Origin of the sequence: Sphingomonas faeni (genome assembly GCF_024273235.1) — a bacterium.
Lineage (GTDB): Bacteria > Pseudomonadota > Alphaproteobacteria > Sphingomonadales > Sphingomonadaceae > Sphingomonas > Sphingomonas faeni_A.
The window spans coordinates 38,636-58,131 of sequence record NZ_JANBVH010000010.1 but is presented as its reverse complement, the minus strand read 5'-3'; the positions used below and the strand labels follow the sequence as shown (position 1 = coordinate 58,131).

Sequence of the window (19,496 nt, the reverse complement as noted above, 5' to 3'; positions counted from 1 at the left end):
CGGTGAGCCCCCTCCACCAGCTGCGCTGGTCCCCCTCCCCGTACCGGGGAGGATCAACCGATACGTCCACCCACGACGCGCAGATCCTCCACGAACCGCGCATATTCCTCCGCCGCCTGAGCCGGATCGGGCAGGCGGAGCAGATAGCTCGGATGCACCGTGATCCAGGCTTCGCCGCCATCCGGCAGCTGCAACGCCCGCCCGCGCTCACGACCGATCGTCATCACTTTCCCGAACAACGACCGCGCTGCCGTCGCGCCCAGGGCCACCGTCACCTTCGGCTTGATCAGCATCTGCTCCTGCTCGATCCACCACCGGCATGCGTCGATCTCGCCCGCGCCCGGCTTGGCATGGATACGCCGCTTGCCGCGCTGCTCGAACTTGAAGTGCTTCACCGCATTGGTGACGTAGGCGCGAGAGCGGTCGACGCCGGCTTCGGCCATCGCCTTGTCGAACATCTGGCCCGCGGGCCCGACGAACGGTCGCCCGGCAAGATCCTCCTGGTCGCCGGGCTGCTCGCCGACGAACATCAGCGGCGCATCGACCGGGCCCTCGCCGAACACGGTCTGCGTCGCCGGCTTGTAGAGCGGGCACCGCGTGCACCCAGCCGCCTCGTCGCGCAAAGCCTCCCATGCGATCAGGCTGTTGCCGCCGACCGTGTCGCGCGCCTTGGCAATCATCCCGCTCTCCCTCGCCTGCGCCGCCGCCAGCAGGCCCGGCACCAGCGCGGTTTCGGGCATGTTCTTCCAGTATTTCTTCGGCATCTCCTTCAGCATCGCGCCGATTTTCACGCGCGCCGGATTGAAGATGCTGGCGTAATAGGTCTTCCAGACCTCCTCGGTCGGATCGCCGTCGGGGGCGTCGGCCTTGCTGGCGCCGGGGCCTTCGCTCAGCGCCTTGCCGTCCCAGTGAATCGAGACCTCGGGCGTCAGGATCGACCAGCGCATACTGGCAAACCGGTTGACGAAGAACGCGGCGTTGGCGCGGACGATGTGATGGTCGGGCTCGAACCACGCGACGAACCGCGTGCCGCCCTCTTCCCCACCCCCATCTTCGACCTCGCGAAAGCGGAGGAACGCGCGCATCTTGTGGATATCGCGGCGGACGTCCTTGGCGATCCGGTCGAGCCGGCGGACGAGCGGGTCGGCGCGGTCCTCGATCAGTTTCGGTTCGCGGCGGAGGCGGAAGAGCAAGGTGTAGAGCAGCGCGAACCGCTCGGGATCGCTGCCGAGGATCGCGCTGCGGGCGAGATCGAGGAACGCGCGGGGGACGGAGAATGCGCCGGGTGTTGGGACGGGCGCGGGCTCGGCAACGGTCGCGAACAGGTCCACCGGTTCGTCGCCGACCTGCCAGACCATTTCGTCGGGCGGCACGTCTTCGGCGATCAGTCCACGCGCCGCGTCACGCCAGCCGTCGAAATCGTCGGGTTCGGAAAGCGTTACAACGCGCATAATCCTCCCCGGCACGGGGAGGGGGACCGCGACGCGTAGCGGCGGGGTGAAGGGGGCTCACCACCAACGATACGCTCGTGGAAGCCCCCCTCCACCAGCTGCGCTGGTCCCCCTCCCCGTACCGGGGAGGAATAGGCCGTCACGCGAACATTTCCATCTGCTTTGGTTTCGGCGCGACGATCGGCCGCAATTCCGCACGATCCGCCAGCACCACCGGTCGCCAGTCCTCGGCAATGATGAACGGCCGCAACTTGGCAACCGACACCGTCAACCGCGCCACGTCCGCCAGATGCAACCGCCGCCAACGCCGGCTCGTCAAAATGCCATTGACCGCCTTCACCCCAAGCCCCGGCACCCGCAACAGCATCTCGCGCGGCGCCCGGTTCACATCCACCGGAAAGCTCCCGCGAAACTTCAACGCCCAGGCCAGCTTAGGATCGATATCGAGCGGCAGCATGCCCGTGGCGTCGTCGGCAGCCGCCACCACCTCATGCGGTTGGAACTCGTAGAAGCGCATCAGCCAGTCCGACTGGTACAACCGGTGCTCGCGCATCAGCGGTGGGCGTTGCACCGGCAGCACCGCGCTCGCATCCGGGATCGGGCTGAACGCCGAATAGTAGACGCGCCGCAGGCCGAACCGATCGTACAGAGTCGACGCCTTCCGGACGATATCGCAGTCCGTCGCCGCGTCCGCGCCGACGATCATCTGCGTCGACTGGCCGGCGGGGGCGAACTTGGGCGCCGACTTGTACTTGGCCTTGGCGTCCTTGCCATCGATGATCGACGCCTTCACCTCCGCCATCGCGGTTTCGATCCGGACCCCGTCCTTCTCGGGCGCAAGCCGCTTCAGCCCGTTGGCCGTCGGCAGCTCGACATTGATCGACACGCGATCCGCATACAGTCCGGCCTGATGGACCAGTTCGGGGTCCGCATCGGGAATCGTCTTGAGGTGGATATACCCCCGGAAATGATGATCCTCGCGCAGCGACCGCGCGACCTCGACCATCTGCTCCATCGTGTAGTTCGACGACGCGATGATCCCCGACGACAGGAACAGGCCCTCGATATAATTGCGCTTGTAGAAGGCGATGGTGAGGTCGACGACCTCCTTCGCCGTGAAGCGCGCGCGGCGAACGTTCGAGCTCTTGCGGTTGATGCAGTAATGGCAGTCGAAGATGCAGCTGTTCGTCAGCAGGATCTTCAGCAACGAGATGCAGCGACCGTCCGGCGCATAGGCGTGGCAGATCCCCATCCCCTCGGTCGAGCCGAGCCCCTTGCCGTCCTTCGAGTTGCGCTTGGTCGTACCCGACGACGCACACGACGCATCGTATTTGGCCGCATCGGCGAGAATCTCGAGCTTTTCACGGGTATCGAGCTGGGCCATTCGTTCGTCTTACGTTCCGCTACCGCCAGTGTCGATTGATCGACATCAACGATTCCCGCGATAGGCTTCAGTCGAAGACATACCGGAACAGATCGACGAATCCCCCAAGGCTGACGGGCAGGAGCAGCAGCACCAGCGCGTAGAACAGCAGGATCCGGCTCAGCGCCTTTTCATGTTTGAAGACGGGCCGGCGTGGTGGCAGCTCTTCCCTGCGGGGCCAGTTATGGGTCTCGTCGAGGAACATCTCGGTCTCCAGGCGATCATCGGCACCGCATGCCTCCAACCGAACGCGGTATCCGCGATACCGGTGGCAAGCGGCAGCACATGCTGCGAAACGTAACGATCATAGTGCGATACTACTACCACCCCGGCGAATAAAATCGGTCCGAGCGGCCGGCAATCACGATATCGGCAAGACATCGGGCGCCCCGCCGGGCGGAATGGATCGCCATGCGCGGCGCGAGACGATAGGCTCGGCAAAACTTGACCGGGGGAGTAAGCATGCATCGTCGTAATTTTCTTGCGAGCGCAGCGGCGGCATCGGCCGTCGGAGTGCTGCCGGCCCAAGCCATCGCGGCAGGGGGGAATCGCGATACGGCGCTCAGGACGATGCTCGATCGGTTCTTCTACGCGCGGCTCGATGCGTCGCCCGAACAGGCGACCCGGCTCGGTCTCGACACCGGTGCCCGCGTTGCGCTGAAGGGCAAGCTCGACGACGAGTCCGCCACTGGAAAGGCCGACGATCTTGCGCGGGCCAAGGCGGAGCTGGCGGACTTGCGGGCATTCGGCACCAGCGGCCTCTCGCCGGCCGCCGCGCTCGACTATGAAGTCGTGGCCTATCAGCTGACGCGCGCCATCGCCGGTGCCGAGCGGTTCACCTATGGCGACAGCCTCGGCCGGTTCGCGCCCTATGTCCTCAGCCAGTTGACCGGCCCCTATCGCGACGTACCCGACTTCCTCGAATCGCAGACGCGCGTGCGCGATGCGGCCGAGGCGGATGCGTATCTCGAACGGCTCGCGGCCTTTCCGAAGGCGATCGACGACAGCAGCGCCCGGCAACGCAGCGATGCCGCCCGCGGCGTCTTCGCCCCGGACTATATCCTCGACACGACCCTCAAACAGCTCGGCAGCGCGATGGAGCGGCCAGCGGACCAGACCGTGATGGTCGCAAGCTTCGCCGCCAAGCTGAAGGCGGCCAATCTCCCGGCGGACCGCGTGGCCAAGGCGACGGCGATCGTCCAGCGCGACGTTTTCCCAGCGCTGGAACGGCAACGCGCGCTCGTGGCGGACTTGCGGACGAAGGCGGTCCACGACGCCGGCTGCTGGCGGCTTCCCGACGGCGCGGCCTATTATGCCGCGGCCGCCGAGGCTGCGACGACGGTGGCGATGAGCGGCGACGAGATCCACCGTCTCGGCCTCGCCCAGGTTGCCGAGATCGGCGCGCGGATCGACACGATCCTGAAGGCGCAAGGGATGACCAAGGGCAGTGTCGGCGAGCGGCTGGTGGCGCTCAACCAGCGTCCCGATCAGCTCTATCCGAACACCGACGCCGGCCGGGACGCGTTGCTGGCGCAGCTCAATCGCCAGATCGTCGCGATGCAAAAGCGACTGCCCGAAGCGTTCGCGACCCTGCCCAAGGCTCCGGTCGAAGTGCGTCGCGTACCGCCGACGATCCAGGCCGGTGCGCCCGGTGGCTATTACCAGAACGCCTCGCTCGATGGCTCGCGTCCGGCGATCTACTACATCAACCTGCGCGACACGTTCGACCGTCCGAAATTCGGGCTGGCGACCCTTACGCATCACGAGGCGGTGCCCGGTCATCATCTCCAGGTCGGCCTCGCGCTGGAAAGCACCGAGATTCCGCTGATCCGCCGTCGCGGGTTCTTCAGCGGGTATTCGGAAGGGTGGGCGCTCTATGCCGAGCAACTCGCCGACGAGATGGGCATGTACGAAGGCGATCCGCTGGGACAGGTCGGCTATCTCCAGTCGCTGCTGTTCCGCGCGACGCGTCTGGTGGTCGACAGCGGCATGCATGCGAAGCGCTGGACCCGCGAGCAGGCGACCGACTATCTGATCGCCACGACGGGGATCGCGCGCGGTCGCAGCCAGGGCGAGATCGATCGCTACACCGTCTGGCCGGGGCAGGCGTGCAGCTACAAGATCGGCCACACCGTCTGGAACCGCCTCCGTGCCGAGGCCCAGAAGCGCCCCGGTTTCGACCTGAAGCAGTTCCATGCGGTGCTGCTCAAGGGGGCGATGCCGCTCGCCATCCTGGAACGCGTCGTTCGGCGCGAAAAATCGACAACGTAAAGGCGATGTAGGGGTGGCGTCGCCCGGTGGATAGAATCGCGTGCCGTCCTGCTTCGGCACGGTCTGCCGCGCGATATTGTCAGCGCTTCAGGATTGTGAAAGGGCTGGGGTGTAGCAGGGGCACCATGAGCGACGATACTCGATCCCATCACGATCTGGCCCATCACGATCCGGCCGATCACGATCCGGCCGATCACGGCTCTGCCGCTCCGTCCGCGGATGGGGCGGGGACCGGAGCCGAGGCCGTGTCGACCCGACGTCGCGTGCTGGCGCTGGGCGCGGTGACGGCCGGTGCGGTCGTGTCGATCCGGCCCGCGCTCGCCCAGACCGTCGGTTCGGTGCTGAATTGCCAGATCCCGGTACCCGATCCCGGTCGTGCGGGTAGCTATATCGATGCCGACGGCAGGGTCGTGCCGGCGCGCACCAAGGGCGCGTTCCCGCCGTCGACCCGCCCGTTCAAGGGCGAAGAGGTCAAGCGCGCGATGGCCAATGGCAGCACGTTGCCCGGCGTCGATTCCGAGCGCAGCCGCGCCTATGTCAAATACATCCGCCGGTTGCAGCGCGGACAGGGCGGCTTCACCTGTTTCGCATCGTTGCAGATGCCGCGCGGCTGAGGCCGTGCACGACGGCCCCTATCGCGCTCCGCCCGAGGGGGGGCTGCTAATCGCTCCGCTCGACGAGTTTACCGCGGTCTATCACCGCGCATCGGGAATCACGCACCTGCTGACCGAGCCGGCGCCGCAGATCCTGGCGATCCTGGGGGAGGGCGCGCTGTCGCTCGGCGCGCTGCTCGATCGGCTCGCGCGCGACTATGAACTCACGGACGGCGATCTCACGGACGGCGATCTCCCGGACGGCGATCTCACGGACGGGACGCGCGAGGCTTTGGCGGCGCGGCTTGCGGAACTGGTGGAATCCGGACTGGTCGAGCGGGCATGAGACACGCCTTCGCCGTCCGCATCGGCCCGGTCGGCTTCCGGATCGGCTCGGACTGGCGCGCGCCGATCGCGCACCTCGAGACGCTGTACCGCGACTATCCCAAGCCGCTGGACGGCGTGCCGGATTTCACGGTCCGGCTGTTCGCGCGTCGGCCCTGGCGGCGTTTCCTCCGCCCCTCGGTCGAGATCGGCGGCGATTACATGCTGCCCGACGCCGCACCGCTGCCGCTGCGCCAAGGGTTGCTCGCCGCCGAGATGGCGATGAACCTGCAGATGGCGCTCGGCGCGCGACGGTATCTGTTGCTGCATGCATCGGCGGTCGAGCGCGACGGGCGTGCACTGTTGATGACCGGCATTTCGGGGGCGGGGAAGTCGACGCTCGCGACATTGCTGGCCGCGAAAGGCTGGCGGTTCATGGGGGACGAGTTCGCGCTGCTCGATCCGGCCACCGGGCTGATCCACGCGTTCCCGCGGCTGATCAGCCTGAAGAACGAAGCGATCGCCGCGGCCGAAGCGGCGTGTCCGGATGCGCGGATGGGGCCGCTGATGCCGGCGACGCCGAAGGGCGATATCCGCCACATGGTCCCCGACGCGCGGGCGATCGCGGCGATGGACGTGCCGGCGCGCCCCGCGTTGCTGGTATTTCCGCGCCATGGTTTCGCGCCGGAGATCCGTTCGGTGCAGCCGGGCGAGGCCTTCGTGCGGATGACCCAGGCATCGACCAACTACGTCGCGCTCGGCGAAGCGGGGTTTCGCGCGCTGACCGGGTTGATCGGGGATGTGTCTTCGGTGGCGGTGGACTATCCCGATGGCGCGAGCGCGATCGAACAGGTCGAGGCGCTATGGGCGAAGCTGTGACCGACGCCCGCGTGCTGGCGCGTGCGCTCGCCGATCCGGCCAGCGTCGTCGGGCTCGATCCGGACGGCTGGACCACGCTGCTGGCGATGGCGCGGGCGGAGCAGCTGATCGGCACGCTGGCGATCCGGCTCGATGGCTTGGCGATGCCGGCCGCGGTGAAGGCGATCCTCGCCGATGCGCGCGCCGCCGCCGAACACGGGCGACGTTCCGCACTGTGGGAGGCCGAGATGGCACGCCGGGCCCTGGCTGCGGTCGACTGCCCGGTCATAGTGCTGAAGGGCACCGCGTTCGTCGCGGCAGGGCTTGCGGCGGGGCAGGGCCGCTCGATCGGCGATCTCGACATACTCGTGCCGCGCGCGTCGCTGGACGCGGTCGAGTCGGCGCTGCTCGCGGCCGGCTGGGAATGGGTAAAGCCCGACCCGTATGACGACGCCTATTATCGGCGCTGGATGCACGAGCTGCCCCCGCTGATCCACCGCGAGCGCGACCGGATGATCGATGTCCACCACACGATCCTGCCGCTCACCGCACGGATTACGCCGGATGCGGATGCGCTGATCGCCGGAAGTGTGCTGCTGGAGAACGGCCTGCGCACGCTGTCGCCGAACGGGATGCTGATCCACGCGGCGGCGCACCTGTTCGCCGATGGCGATCTTGCGGGCGGGTTGCGCAACTTGTGGGATATCCGCTGTCTGCTCGACGAGTTCGGCACCGACGGTCTTTTGGAGGAGGCGCGCCGCCATGGCCTGAACCGCGAAATCGCGCGGTCGCTACGGCTTGTCGCGACACTATTCGGCGACGACGTCGCGCGCGGCGTCGATTGCTTCTACGCTCGCCGCCTGACCGCGCGCGACGGTTGGGGCAGGCCGACACGGCCGGCCACGCGGCTTGCCTTCTACATCCGCTCGCACTGGCTGCGCATGCCGCCGACGATGCTTGCCCGGCATCTTTGGACCAAGTTCAGGAAGGGCTGAGCCGGACTGCTCTATACCCGGCACTCCGTATCCTCCCGCCGTCACCCCAGCGAAAGCTGGGGTCTCCCCCTTTGGCGAGCGACGGTGGCCTGCACGATGATACCCCAGCTTTCGCTGGGGTGACGGGAATTGGGAAGCGGCGGAGACCGGAAGGAGGACGCTGCGCACCAGCCCGCAGGCCTTAAGGCAACCGCGCGCCTCGCCCTCGTCGCGCAAACGACACCAGCACCAACACCACCGTGATCGCCAGCGTATCCGCGATCCAGTCGTGAATGTCGCAATCGCGGTGCAGCGATGGGATCGACTGCAACACCTCGATCATCGCGCCGAGGAACGACAGTCGCTCGCCGATCCGGAACAGCCGCGCGGTCGGAAACGACAGCGCCGCCAGCAGCGCCATCGTCGCAAAGGCGAGCATGTGCCCGAACTTGTCGCCGAACTGGTCGATCGGCATATGCGGCGGCTTCGGCAACAACGCCATGGTCACCGCGAACACCACCGCCAGAATCAGCGCGACGCGGGTGAGAACGGTCCGGTTCATGCGCCGAGCCTTTCCAGCGTCGGCAGCAATTCGTCGTACCCGTCGATCACGGCATCGGCGCCAAGCTCGGCGACCGGTTGCATCAAAAACCCGAAGCTGCACGCGATGGCTGGCAACCCCGCCGCCTGCGCCGCCTGGATGTCGAAGATCGAGTCGCCGACGAACGCCGCCCGGGCCGGGCCAGCGACGCCGCTGCCCTTCCGGCATATCCGGACCATCTCGTGGATGGGCATCGGCGAGGGCTTAGACTCGGCCAGCGTATCGCCGCCGAGAATGCAGGCGAACCGATCGGTCAGTCCAAGCTCGCCGAGCACGATCCGCGCGAACCGCTCGATCTTGTTGGTGACGATCCCGAGCGTCACGCCCTTCGCCGCCAGCGCATCCAGCGTATCGATGACCCCGGGATACGGCTTGGTCAGCACGCAGATATTCGCCTCGTAATATTCCAGCAGTTTCGCCTGCAACGTGTCGAGCATCGCCTCGTCATAGCCGCCGGTCGCGGTCAGTCCCTGCTTCAGCATATGCCGTGCGCCACCGCCGATCATCGGCTTGACCTCTTCGACGCTCAGTTGCGGGCGACCGGCGGAGGCCAGCGCATGATTGACCGCGGCGGCCAGATCGCCACTCGTATCGAGCAGCGTGCCGTCGAGGTCGAACCCGACGATATCGAATGAAAAATGCGTCATTGCCGTGACGCCTGCCAGCGGCGCTATGGAATTGGCAAGGCTTTCGTGGCAGCGATCCTCCCATGACGACGCATTCCAACGACCAACCGTTTCCGGCGCATGTCCCAGCACACCCGCCCGTACACCAAATCGCGGTCGTGATCCTCGCTGCCGGCAAGGGCACGCGGATGAAATCGGACCTCCACAAGGTGCTTCACCCGATCGCCGGACGGCCGATGCTGCTGCATCTCGTGGCGAGCGCGGCGGCGTTGAATCCGGCGAAAACGGTCGTCGTGACCGGGGCGGGGCGCGAACAGGTCGAGGCTGCGGTCGCGCCGCTCGGTATCGCCACCGCGTTGCAGGCGGAGCAGCTCGGCACCGGCCATGCGGTCGCGCAGGCGCGCGCGGCGCTGGCGGGGTTCGAGGGCGCCGGGTTCGAGGGCGACGTGCTGATCCTCTACGGCGACGTGCCGCTGGTCACCGCCGCGACGATGCAGCGGATGATCGACCGGCTGCACGGCGACGATACGCCCGCCGTCGTCGTGCTCGGCTTCCGCCCGGCAGATCCCGGCGCCTATGGCCGCGTCATCGCCGACGCTGCGGGCCGGATGGACCGGATCGTCGAGTATAAGGACGCGTCGGACGCCGAGCGCGCGGTGACGTTGTGCAACTCCGGGCTGATGGCGGTGCGCGCGGCCGACCTGTTCGCGCTGCTCGACCGGCTCGGCAACGACAATGCGGCGGGGGAATATTACCTCACCGATATCGTCGGGCTGGCAGGCGCGGCGGGGCGGTCGGCCGCGGTGATCGAGACCGGCGCCGACGAGGTGGCCGGCGTCAACAGCCGCGGCGAACTCGCGGGTGTCGAAGGAGCCTGGCAGGCGATGCGGCGGGCGCAGGCGATGGCCGACGGCGCCACGCTGATCGCCCCCGATACGGTCTGGTTCGCGCATGACACGGTGCTGGGTCGCGACGTGGTGATCGAACCCAACGTCGTGTTCGGCCCCGGCGCGCGCGTCGAGGACGGCGCGACGATCCACGCGTTCAGCCATGTCGAGGGCGCCAGCGTGGGGAAGGGCGCCAATGTCGGGCCTTTCGCGCGCCTCCGCCCCGGCGCGGACCTGCGCGCGGACGCCAAGGTCGGCAATTTCGTCGAGGTCAAGAAAGCCGTGATCGGCGAGGGCGCGAAGGTCAGCCACCTGACCTATATCGGCGACGCGGATATCGGTGCGGGCGCGAACATCGGCGCGGGCACGATCACCTGCAATTACGACGGCTATTTCAAATACCGCACGGTCGTCGGCGAGGGCGCGTTCATCGGCTCCAACTCGGCGCTGGTCGCCCCCGTCACGATCGGCGCCGGCGCGATCGTCGCCGCCGGGTCGGTCGTGACGCAGGATGTCGAGGCCGATGCGCTTGCGCTGGTCCGCCCGCCGCAGATCGCCAAGCCCGGCTGGGCCAAGCGCTTCCGTGAGAAAATGCTGGCAAGGAAACGAGCATGAAATCTCTGATCGTCGTCGGAGCGTTGGTACTGGCGGGATGCGCAACGTCGCAGGTGTCGCGCGATGCGGTCGCGCCGATGGTCGCGATCGAGCGTGCCGCCGGTCTCGCCCCCGGCGCCTATCCCGGCATTTTCGTTATGACGGTGCGCGCATCGGGCCGGCAGGGACCGAACCTCTATCTCAACTCGGAAAGTGACTATCGCGACCCGCGCAACCTCTCGTTCGAGGTTCGGCCGATCGCGCAGGCACAGCTCGAAAATCGGCTCGGCGGGCCCGTCGAGACCGCGTTGCAGGGACGTACCATTCGCGTCGATGGCGAGGCGCGCCGGGTGCGGGTCAACTTCACGGCGGACGGCCGCCCTACCGACAAATATTACTACCAGACCCATGTCGTCATCGAGCGGGGCGACCAGCTCCTCTCGGTCGACTGAACGAACGGACAGCAGTTATGTGTGGCATCGTTGGAATTCTGAGCGGCGAAGACGTTGCCGACCGCCTGCTCGACGGCCTGAAGCGGCTCGAATATCGCGGGTATGATTCGGCGGGGATCGCCACCGATCACGACGGCGCGATCGAGCGGCGGCGGGCGTCGGGGAAACTCGTCAACCTCGCCAACGAACTGGCCGCGCATCCGCTGCCCGGCAAGACCGGGATCGCCCATACCCGCTGGGCGACGCATGGCGGCCCGACCACCAACAATGCGCATCCGCACGCGACCGGCGAAGTCGCGGTGGTCCACAACGGGATCATCGAGAACTTCAAGCCGCTGCGCGACGAGCTGATCGCGCGTGGCCGCACGTTCACCAGCGAGACCGACACCGAAGTCGTCGCGCATCTCGTCAGCGAGAAGATCGAGGCGGGGATGGATCCGGTCTCCGCCGTCCGCGACGTGCTGCCGCGGTTGCACGGCGCGTTCGCGCTCGCGATCCTGTTCCGCCAGCATCCCGACCTGCTGATCGGCGCGCGCCTCGGCTCGCCCTTGGTCGTCGGGCACGGGGAGGGCGAGATGTACCTCGGCTCGGACGCGCTTGCGCTCGCGCCGTTGACGCAGCGGATCGCCTATCTCGACGAGGGCGACTGGGTCGTGCTGACCCGCGACGGCGCGCAGGTCTACGACCGCGACAACGCCCCCGTCGAGCGTGCGATCACGATCTCGGGCGTGACCGGCGACCTGATCTCGAAGGGCAACCACAAGCATTACATGCTCAAGGAGATCTACGAGCAGCCGATCGTCGTCGCGCAGACGCTGCGCTCGTACCTGAAGCGGATGGAGGGTGAGGTCTCGCTACCGATCCCCGAGTTCGACCTGTCAGCTATCCGCCGCGTCACGATCGTCGCCTGCGGGACGAGCTTCTACGCGGGCATGGTCGCGAAATACTGGTTCGAGCAGTTCGCGCGCGTGCCCGTCGATCTCGATGTCGCCTCCGAGTTCCGCTACCGCGCGCCGGTGATGGAAGACGGCGGCCTCGCCCTCTTCATCTCGCAGTCGGGCGAGACGGCGGACACGCTGGCGGCGCTGCGCCATGCCAAGGCGGAGGGTCAGAAGATCGCGGTCGTCGTCAACGTGCCGACCAGCTCGATGGCGCGCGAGGCGGATCTGCTGCTGCCGACGCATGCCGGGCCGGAGATCGGCGTCGCTTCGACCAAGGCGTTCACCTGCCAGCTCGCGGTGCTGGCTGCGCTCGCCGCCAATCTGGCACGTGCGAAGGGGCTGCTGACGAAGGACCAGGAGCGCGAGATCGTCCGGCATCTGTCGGAGGCTCCCGCTGCGCTCAACGGCGCGCTCGCGTATGACGAGGCGATCGAGGCGATGGCGCACAACATCGCCGGCGCGCGCGACGTGCTGTATCTCGGCCGCGGGACGGATTACCCGCTGGCGCTCGAGGGTGCGCTGAAGCTCAAGGAAATCAGCTACATCCACGCCGAGGGCTATGCCGCCGGCGAGATGAAGCACGGCCCGATCGCGCTGATCGACGAGCATGTGCCCGTCATCGTCATCGCGCCGTCGGGCCCGCTGTTCGACAAGACCGTCAGCAACATGCAGGAAGTCATGGCGCGCGGCGGCAAGGTCGTGCTGATCTCGGACTATGACGGTATCCAGGCGGCCGGCGAGGGCTGCATGGCGACGATCACGATGCCGAAGGTCCACCCGCTGATCGCGCCTTTGGTGTATGCGGTGCCGGTGCAGTTGCTGGCGTATCATGTGGCGGTGCTGAAAGGCACGGACGTCGATCAGCCGCGCAATCTCGCGAAGAGCGTGACGGTCGAATAGGTCTCGGCATATCGGGGGCGGAGCAGACCCCAATATACCACTCCGGCGGAGGTCCTCCGCAGGTACCACCGCTCCGACAAGGCCCTGGCTTTGGAATAAGTGACGCTACTGGTGAGGCTGTACCGTGTTTGCGGAAGCCTTTCCTGTTCTGCCGCGAAGGTGGGAACTCAGGATTTCAGGTGCTGCGTATCGTTGCTCTAGAACCGGCTTCCGTGCGGGAGGACCGGGCAGAAGAGTCGGTCCGCTTCATTGTCGGTCAGGCCGCCAGATCGATCTCTTCCCCCGCCGCCGCCGCCAGCAACCGCCGCTCCAACGTCCTCAACCTTGCAGGCTGGGTGATCCGATCCCCCGTCAGGTCGGTGATGTAGAACGTATCCACCGCTCGCTCGCCATAGGTTGCGACGTGTGCGGAATGGATCGTGACCTTCGACTGGAACAGCGCATTCGCGAGCTGGTTCAGCAGCGCCGGCCGGTCGCGCGCGTTGACCTCGACCACCGTGAACCGGTTCGACGCCTTGTTGTCGACCAGCGCGTTCGGAACAATGTCGAAGGCCTCCGCGCGTGTCCGGGGCAGGGGCTTTGCCACCAGTCGATCGGCCAGCTTGCCACGGTTGGCGAGCGCGTCCTCGATCGCAGTCTTGAGCCTCGAGAGCTGGCCGGACTCGTCGAACGGACGCCCGAACGGGTCCTGGACGAGGAAATTGTCGATCGCCATTCCGTCGCGCGTGGTGTGAATACGCGCGTCGATGATGTTGCCGCCCGCGACGTGGATCGCACCAGCGATGCGGTAGAACAGCCCCGGATGATCGGCCGCGTAGATCGTAACAAGCGTCGCGCCGCGCCCCGGATAGACATGCGCGTCGATCGCGAGCTGCGCGTCGCCGGTATTCGCAAGGAAGCGCGCATTGTGCGCCAGCACGTCCTCGGGCTCGGCGATCCAATAGGCTTCGGGGAGCCGGTGGACGAGCGTCGCGAACGTCTCTTCGTCCCAGCCGAGTGCATCGCGCAGATGCTCCTGCTTGGCGGCGATGCGTTCGGCACGGCCTTTCTGCTTGTGGCCGAGGCGCAGGACCTCCTCCGCCGACTCGTACAGATCGCCGAGCAACTGGCGTTTCCACCCATTCCACACGCCAGGTCCGACTGCGCGGATGTCGACGATCGTCAGCGTCAGCAGGAGCCGCAGACGCTCCGGGCTCTGCACCACATCGCAGAAATCTAGGATCGTCTTGAAGTCGCTGAGGTCGCGCTTGAACGCGGTGGCGGACATCAACAGGTGCCAGCGGACCAGCCAGGCGACGGTTTCGGTTTCTGCAGGCGTCAGCCCGAAGCGCGGGCAGAGCCGCTGTGCCACCTCCGCGCCAAGGATCGAATGATCGCCGCCACGGCCCTTGGCGATGTCGTGGAGCAGCACCGCGACATACAAAGCGCGCCGCGACACGATCTGTTCGAAGATCGCGCTGGCGAGCGGATGCTCTTCCTTCAGCACGCCACTCTCTATCCGCGCGAGCAGGCCGATCGCGCGGATGGTGTGCTCGTCGACGGTGTAGTGGTGATACATGTCGAACTGCATCTGCGCGACGACACGCGCGAAATCGGGCACGAAGCGGCCGAACACGCCCGCCTCATTCATCCAGCGCAGCACGAGTTCGGGATCGCGTGGCGAAGTTAGCACATCGAGGAAGAGGGCGTTGGCGGTGGGGCTGTTGCGAACTTCATCGACAAGTTTGGCGTCGCGGGCGGCGACTCGCATGGCCAAGGGGTGGATCTCGACGCCGTGCTTGTCCGCCAGTTGGAATATCTCGATCAGGCGTTCGGGATCGGCCTGGAAGAAGTCGTCGCTCGGCAGTGCCAGCCGACCGCGATCGAGCACGAAGCCATTGAGCTTGCGCGGCGACCGGCGGATCGTCGGCAGCCCGAAACGCCGTCCCCGCGCCGCGAATTTCTCGTCGAGATGCGCTAGGAACACGCCGCTGAGCGTGCCGACGGTCTTCGCCTGCAGGAAATAGAACTGCATGAATCGCTCGACCTTCGACTTGCCCGGTCGGTCGGAGAACCGCATCCGGTCGGCGATCTCGCGTTGCAGGTCGAACGTCAGCCGATCTTCGGCGCGGCCGGTGATGCTGTGCAAATGGCAACGCACCGCCTGGAAGAAATTGTCGGCGCGGTGGAACAGGCGGTATTCGGCCTTGGTGAACAGCCCGACCTCGACCAGTTCGGCGGCGCGCTGGACGTCGTAGATGTATTTGCCGATCCAAAACAATGCGTGAAGATCGCGCAGGCCGCCCTTGCCCTCCTTGATGTTGGGTTCGACGACATAGCGCGTGTCGCCCATCTTGCGGTGGCGCGCGTCGCGTTCGGCGAGCTTGTCGGCGATGAAGGTGCGGGCGGTGTCGGCCTGGACCTCGGTCTTGAAGCGGTGCGACGCCTGTTCGTACAGTTCGGTGTCGCCGCAGACGTAGCGCGCCTCGAGCAGCGCTGTGCGGACGGTGACGTCGCTCTTCGCCTGGCGGACCATCTCGTCGAGCGAGCGGCTGGACTGGCCGAGCTTCAGCCCGAGATCCCACAGTGCGTACAGCATCGATTCGATCACGCGCTCGGCCCAGGGGGTCTGCTTGCCGGGCGTGAGAAAGCCGATATCGACGTCCGAATGCGGCGCCATCTCCGCGCGGCCGTAACCGCCGACCGCGATCACCGTCAGCCGCTCGCCGATCGTCGGGTTGGGCAGGGGGTAGAGCCGCTGCGTCGTGAAATCGAACAGGATGCGGAGCAGTGCGTCGATCAGATAGGCCTGCGCACTCGATGCTTCCAACCCGCGCGACGGATGTTCGACGAGGCGACGTTCGACTTCGATCCGGCCCTTATCGAGCGCGGCCTTCAGCAACGCGGTCGCGTCGCGGCGGAGCACGGTCGGGTCGACGCCTTCCAACGCGGCAATGGTTTCGGCGACGGCGCGGCGATCGATGATCGTGCGACGGTTGGGGAGGTGATCGAAGCGGCCGGACATGACGCCCAGATAGGGGCGCAACGCGCATGCGTCATCAGGATTGCGCAAAACCTCTGTGAAACGTAACCGGACGCGCGAGTGGAGGACGAAAATGAGCGAACTATTGCGCGTAGCCCTGGCCGGGCTGGGGACTGTAGGCGGCGGGGTGATCCGGCTGCTCGATGCGAACCGCGAGTTGATTGCGCGGCGGGCCGGGCGCGAGATCGAGATCGTTGCGGTGTCCGCACGCGATCGCGGCAAGGATCGCGGCGTCGATCTGTCGCGGTTCGCGTGGGTCGACGACACGACCGCGCTGGCGAAGCAGCCGGGGGCGGATGTCGTGGTCGAGCTGATCGGTGGTTCCGATGGTCCGGCGCTGACGCTGGCGCGCAGCACGCTGGGAGCAGGGCGGAGCTTCGTCACCGCGAACAAGGCGATGATCGCGCATCATGGGCTCGAGCTCGCGCAGGCGGCGGAGACCGCGGGTGTCGCGCTGAAGTTCGAGGCGGCGGTGGCGGGCGGCATCCCGGTGATCAAGGGCCTGCGTGAGGGCGCGGCGGCGAACGAGATCGCCCGCGTCTATGGCATCCTCAACGGGACCTGCAACTTCATCCTGTCGAAGATGGAATCGGAAGGTCGCGACTTTGCGGAGGTGCTGGCCGAGGCGCAGGCGCTCGGGTTCGCCGAAGCCGATCCGAGCTTCGACATCGACGGCGTCGATGCCGCGCACAAGCTGTCGATCCTGGCCGCGGTCGCGTTCGGCACGCAGCCGGCGTTCGACGACGTCGCGATCAGCGGCATTCGCCATCTGCTGGGCGCGGACATCGCCGAGGCGGCGGCGCTCGGCTATCGCGTGCGGCTGCTGGGATTGGCGGAAGCAGGGGCGGACGGGCTGTTCCAGCGCGTGCATCCGCATCTCGTGCCGATCGATCATCCGCTGGCGCACGTCACCGGATCGCTTAACGCGGTCGTGGCAGAGGGCAACTTCGTCGGCCGCCTGCTGTTCCAGGGTGCAGGGGCGGGCGATGGACCGACCGCGAGCGCAGTCGTCGCGGATCTGATCGACATCGCGCGTGGCGAGTTCGGCCCGCCGTTCGCGATGCCGGTGGTGTCGCTGACGGCGGCGCCCAAGGCCGACAGTGGCGAGCGGCGCGGCCGCGCGTATTTGCGCTTTACCGTGGCGGACCGGGTCGGCGTGCTGGCCGAGATCGCAGCGGCGATGCGCGACGCCGGTGTGTCGATCGAGAGCCTGATCCAGCGCGGGGCGATCGCCGATGGCAGCGTGCTGGTGGCGATCGTCACGCATGAGAGTCCGGAGCGGTCGATCGCCCAGGCGCTGGAGAAGCTGCGCGGGTCGCAGAGCCTCGTGGGGCAGCCGATGTGGATGCATATTCTGGATTGAGGGGGGCGCCCAACCGACCAACCACCCCGGCGAAGGCCGGGGCCCAATTGGAAAGGTCGCAGTAACAGCGCACACCCTTCGTTAGCCGCGTCCCCCAATTGGGCCCCGGCCTTCGCCGGGGTGGTGATCCTTGCCAGCGTGGCGATCCTCGCCCGGGTGGCGGCGATCGTCTGGATCGAGGGTCTTCTGCTCCCCTCCCTGGAAGGGAGGGGCAGGGGGTGGGTCGGCTTCCGCGCAATCCAGACGTAAGTGGCTCAAGCGGGCCTACCCACCCCCGACCCCTCCCTTCCAGGGAGGGGAGAAAACTTTGCTAGAGGCCGTCGGTCGTACCGATTGCTGCTCGACTTCCTCTCTTGTTCTCCCGCGAAGGCGGGAGCCCAGTCTGGGTCTCCGCCTTCGCGGGGAAACATTTTGGTTGGTCCGGTGGAAGACTTGCCGGATTCTATTTTACCGGATCATCCAGTACGATCGGCACGCGGTTCGACGTATCCGGCTTCTTCCGGAACTTGCCGGCCACGTCTCGTACCAGCGCCATCGGATCCTTCCCCTCGCCATTCTCGCAGCAGCTATGCGGATCGATCAGCGCGCCGATGCCACGGATCAGGACGACCGGGACCGTCAGCAAATTCACCCCGGTGCAGCCACCCGGCGGGCAGGGCCGCCCGGCATTGTCGAGCGCGGCGCGCGGATCGCCAGTCGGCTGGCGTGGGCGGTCCTGCGGCGGGCGCTCGCCGGGCAGGGGGAGGCGCTGCTCCGACGACCCGTTGCTGCCGCAGACGACGATCTCGGTCGGGCTCGAACCGGGGCAGGCGGGGGGATTCAGGATCGACCAGCTCTGCGGCGGCGGTGCGACGATCGGCGTCGTCGGCGCGGCGGCTTGCAACAGGATCGACAGCAGGATCACAGCGCCTCCAAAGCCTTAGTTCACGGTACCGACGGGGCCGTCGAGATCGATCGGCACGCGGCCGGTCTTGTCGGGCTTCTTGGCCAGCGCACTTTTGATCAATCCGACCGCAGCCTTCGCGATCGGGGCGATCGGTGGGCCGAAGCCGACCTGGCATCCTCCCTGTCGGGCGGCACACGGTGTGTCCGACAACTCCAGGGCGCGGACGGCGGTGAGGTTGGGGTTGGAGGCAACCGCGTGGTCGGGCGGGCCACGTTCGTCAGGAAGCGGCAGGCGCGGACTGTTCGCGGCGGGGCCGCCGCAGACGATGATCTCGTTGCCATCCTTCGAGGTGGCCGCGCACGGATCGACCAGGATCGAAAATCGCTCCGGCGCCGCGTTCGGAGACGGTGTGGCGACCTGCATCAGCACGGACAGGATGGCGGCGAACATCGGATAACCCCTTTTACGGCGCGGGCTTGCGGAACGACGTGCCGCCTTCGCCACCCACCGTCATGCTCACGCCCGCCATCCCGCCACCGACCTGGAACGGACCGAGATCGGCGAGCGGCGAAGTGCGGCGGAGCAAGCGAGTGCGTTCGTTGCGGACGCTCTCATGCTTGGGATCACCGGCGTCATGGACGACGAACGGCACGCGAAATCGATCGGCGGTCCGCATGCCGCAGACCGTGATGTCGGTTTCGTCCGCGCTCTGGATACAGGGTTGCTCGGCGGCCATCCGCGCCTTTGCGGTGGCCATCAGGGGGTCCTCGATCAGTATCGACAGCAGCATCGCGAGCATCGGCGCCTCCCGGACAGACATTCAGACTGACCGCGATCGCACGCCGGGGCAAGCATCATTGCTCGATCTTGGCGACTCCGAGCCTGGGAATGTCGATCGCCGGGCAGCGATCCATAACGACTTTCAGCCCTGCGGCTTCGGCGCGTGCCGCCGCGTCCTCGTTGACGACGCCGAGTTGCATCCAAACCGCCTTCGCACCCGCTGCAATCGCTTGGTCGACCGCTTCACCGGCTGCGGCCGAGTTGCGGAAGATATCGACGATGTCGATCGGGTCGCCGAGTTGCGACAGCTCACGGAAGACGAACTCGCCGTGGATGTGCTCGCCGGTGATCTGCGGATTGACCGGGATCACGCGGTAGCCGTGTGCCTGAAGCTTGGCCATCACGCCGTAGGAGGGGCGGTCGGGGCGATCGGAGGCGCCGACCATCGCGATCGTCCGTGCGCCTTCGAGCAAGGCCTTGATGTCGGCATCGGCGGTCAATGGCATCGATGCCTCCTATCGGGGGAAACCTGGTCCGCTCGTACCGCAAC

At 66.9% G+C, this 19,496-nt stretch carries 19 protein-coding genes; 9 read left to right on the top strand and 10 right to left on the bottom strand.

The window, feature by feature from the left end; genetic code table 11:
* Positions 1-53 precede the first annotated feature (53 nt).
* From NLI89_RS07320 to NLI89_RS07310, 3 genes are all read right to left on the bottom strand, one after another.
* Complete coding sequence (locus NLI89_RS07320) at positions 54-1,451, bottom strand: UdgX family uracil-DNA binding protein (RefSeq protein ID WP_254686427.1); 1,398 nt, start codon at positions 1,449-1,451, stop codon at positions 54-56.
* 139 nt (positions 1,452-1,590) lie between these two features.
* Positions 1,591-2,835, bottom strand: a complete 1,245-nt coding sequence (locus NLI89_RS07315) for a putative DNA modification/repair radical SAM protein (RefSeq protein WP_254686426.1) — start codon at positions 2,833-2,835, stop codon at positions 1,591-1,593.
* Between the two features lie 67 nt (positions 2,836-2,902).
* Positions 2,903-3,079, bottom strand: a complete 177-nt coding sequence (locus NLI89_RS07310; RefSeq protein ID WP_254686425.1) for a hypothetical protein — start codon at positions 3,077-3,079, stop codon at positions 2,903-2,905.
* 257 nt (positions 3,080-3,336) lie between these two features.
* Here NLI89_RS07310 and NLI89_RS07305 point away from each other — a divergent pair, with 257 nt between their 5' ends.
* The 5 genes from NLI89_RS07305 to NLI89_RS07285 all read left to right on the top strand — a co-directional run bounded on the left by NLI89_RS07305 (position 3,337) and on the right by NLI89_RS07285 (position 7,915).
* Positions 3,337-5,145, top strand: a complete 1,809-nt coding sequence (locus tag NLI89_RS07305; RefSeq protein WP_254686424.1) for a DUF885 domain-containing protein — start codon at positions 3,337-3,339, stop codon at positions 5,143-5,145.
* 125 nt (positions 5,146-5,270) lie between these two features.
* A complete protein-coding gene (locus NLI89_RS07300; protein ID WP_254686423.1) occupies positions 5,271-5,759 on the top strand; it encodes a hypothetical protein in 489 nt (162 codons plus the stop codon).
* Between the two features lie 4 nt (positions 5,760-5,763).
* Positions 5,764-6,084 (top strand): HPr-rel-A system PqqD family peptide chaperone, encoded by a 321-nt coding sequence (locus NLI89_RS07295; RefSeq protein ID WP_254686422.1) that lies wholly within the window; start codon positions 5,764-5,766, stop codon positions 6,082-6,084.
* Positions 6,081-6,941 (top strand): HprK-related kinase A, encoded by an 861-nt coding sequence (locus NLI89_RS07290; RefSeq protein ID WP_254686421.1) that lies wholly within the window; start codon positions 6,081-6,083, stop codon positions 6,939-6,941. Before NLI89_RS07295 ends, NLI89_RS07290 begins: the two co-directional genes overlap by 4 nt.
* Positions 6,926-7,915: a nucleotidyltransferase domain-containing protein gene (locus NLI89_RS07285; RefSeq protein ID WP_254686420.1), complete on the top strand. Its 990-nt coding sequence runs from the start codon at positions 6,926-6,928 to the stop codon at positions 7,913-7,915. The genes NLI89_RS07290 and NLI89_RS07285 overlap by 16 nt, the downstream gene beginning before the upstream one ends.
* 181 nt (positions 7,916-8,096) lie before the next feature.
* On the opposite strand, the gene NLI89_RS07280 is transcribed toward NLI89_RS07285, so the two are convergent.
* Complete coding sequence (locus tag NLI89_RS07280) at positions 8,097-8,456, bottom strand: hypothetical protein (RefSeq protein ID WP_254686419.1); 360 nt, start codon at positions 8,454-8,456, stop codon at positions 8,097-8,099.
* Positions 8,453-9,142: an HAD family hydrolase gene (locus NLI89_RS07275; RefSeq protein ID WP_254686418.1), complete on the bottom strand. Its 690-nt coding sequence runs from the start codon at positions 9,140-9,142 to the stop codon at positions 8,453-8,455. The genes NLI89_RS07280 and NLI89_RS07275 overlap by 4 nt, the downstream gene beginning before the upstream one ends.
* Before the next feature lie 62 nt (positions 9,143-9,204).
* On the opposite strand from NLI89_RS07275, the gene glmU reads away from it, so the two are divergent.
* Genes glmU through glmS form a run of 3 tightly spaced genes read left to right on the top strand, consistent with a single transcriptional unit; the run spans position 9,205 to position 12,895 of the window.
* A complete protein-coding gene (gene glmU, locus NLI89_RS07270; RefSeq protein WP_302675656.1) occupies positions 9,205-10,623 on the top strand; it encodes a bifunctional UDP-N-acetylglucosamine diphosphorylase/glucosamine-1-phosphate N-acetyltransferase GlmU in 1,419 nt (472 codons plus the stop codon).
* On the top strand, positions 10,620-11,054 hold the full coding sequence (locus NLI89_RS07265) for a hypothetical protein (RefSeq protein ID WP_254686417.1): 435 nt from the start codon (positions 10,620-10,622) through the stop codon (positions 11,052-11,054). The genes glmU and NLI89_RS07265 overlap by 4 nt, the downstream gene beginning before the upstream one ends.
* A 17-nt stretch (positions 11,055-11,071) precedes the next feature.
* Complete coding sequence (gene glmS / locus NLI89_RS07260) at positions 11,072-12,895, top strand: glutamine--fructose-6-phosphate transaminase (isomerizing) (RefSeq protein WP_254686416.1); 1,824 nt, start codon at positions 11,072-11,074, stop codon at positions 12,893-12,895.
* 256 nt (positions 12,896-13,151) lie between these two features.
* Here the strand turns inward: glmS and NLI89_RS07255 are convergent, their stop codons facing one another.
* A complete protein-coding gene (locus tag NLI89_RS07255) occupies positions 13,152-15,899 on the bottom strand; it encodes a [protein-PII] uridylyltransferase (protein ID WP_254686415.1) in 2,748 nt (915 codons plus the stop codon).
* Positions 15,900-15,990: 91 nt separating this feature from the next.
* Between NLI89_RS07255 and NLI89_RS07250 the strand changes: the two genes are divergently transcribed.
* The gene (locus tag NLI89_RS07250) at positions 15,991-17,280 is read left to right on the top strand and encodes a homoserine dehydrogenase (RefSeq protein ID WP_254686414.1); all 1,290 of its coding nucleotides are present in this window, start codon (positions 15,991-15,993) and stop codon (positions 17,278-17,280) included.
* A gap of 442 nt (positions 17,281-17,722) precedes the next feature.
* Here the strand turns inward: NLI89_RS07250 and NLI89_RS07245 are convergent, their stop codons facing one another.
* The 4 genes from NLI89_RS07245 to NLI89_RS07230 are packed head-to-tail and all read right to left on the bottom strand — an operon-like array spanning position 17,723 to position 19,452.
* On the bottom strand, positions 17,723-18,184 hold the full coding sequence (locus NLI89_RS07245) for a hypothetical protein (RefSeq protein ID WP_254686413.1): 462 nt from the start codon (positions 18,182-18,184) through the stop codon (positions 17,723-17,725).
* 15 nt (positions 18,185-18,199) lie between these two features.
* On the bottom strand, positions 18,200-18,616 hold the full coding sequence (locus NLI89_RS07240; RefSeq protein ID WP_254686412.1) for a hypothetical protein: 417 nt from the start codon (positions 18,614-18,616) through the stop codon (positions 18,200-18,202).
* Positions 18,617-18,629: 13 nt separating this feature from the next.
* Positions 18,630-18,986, bottom strand: a complete 357-nt coding sequence (locus tag NLI89_RS07235; protein ID WP_254686411.1) for a hypothetical protein — start codon at positions 18,984-18,986, stop codon at positions 18,630-18,632.
* A gap of 34 nt (positions 18,987-19,020) precedes the next feature.
* Positions 19,021-19,452, bottom strand: a complete 432-nt coding sequence (locus NLI89_RS07230; RefSeq protein WP_254686410.1) for a CoA-binding protein — start codon at positions 19,450-19,452, stop codon at positions 19,021-19,023.
* Between the last annotated feature and the right edge of the window lie 44 nt (positions 19,453-19,496).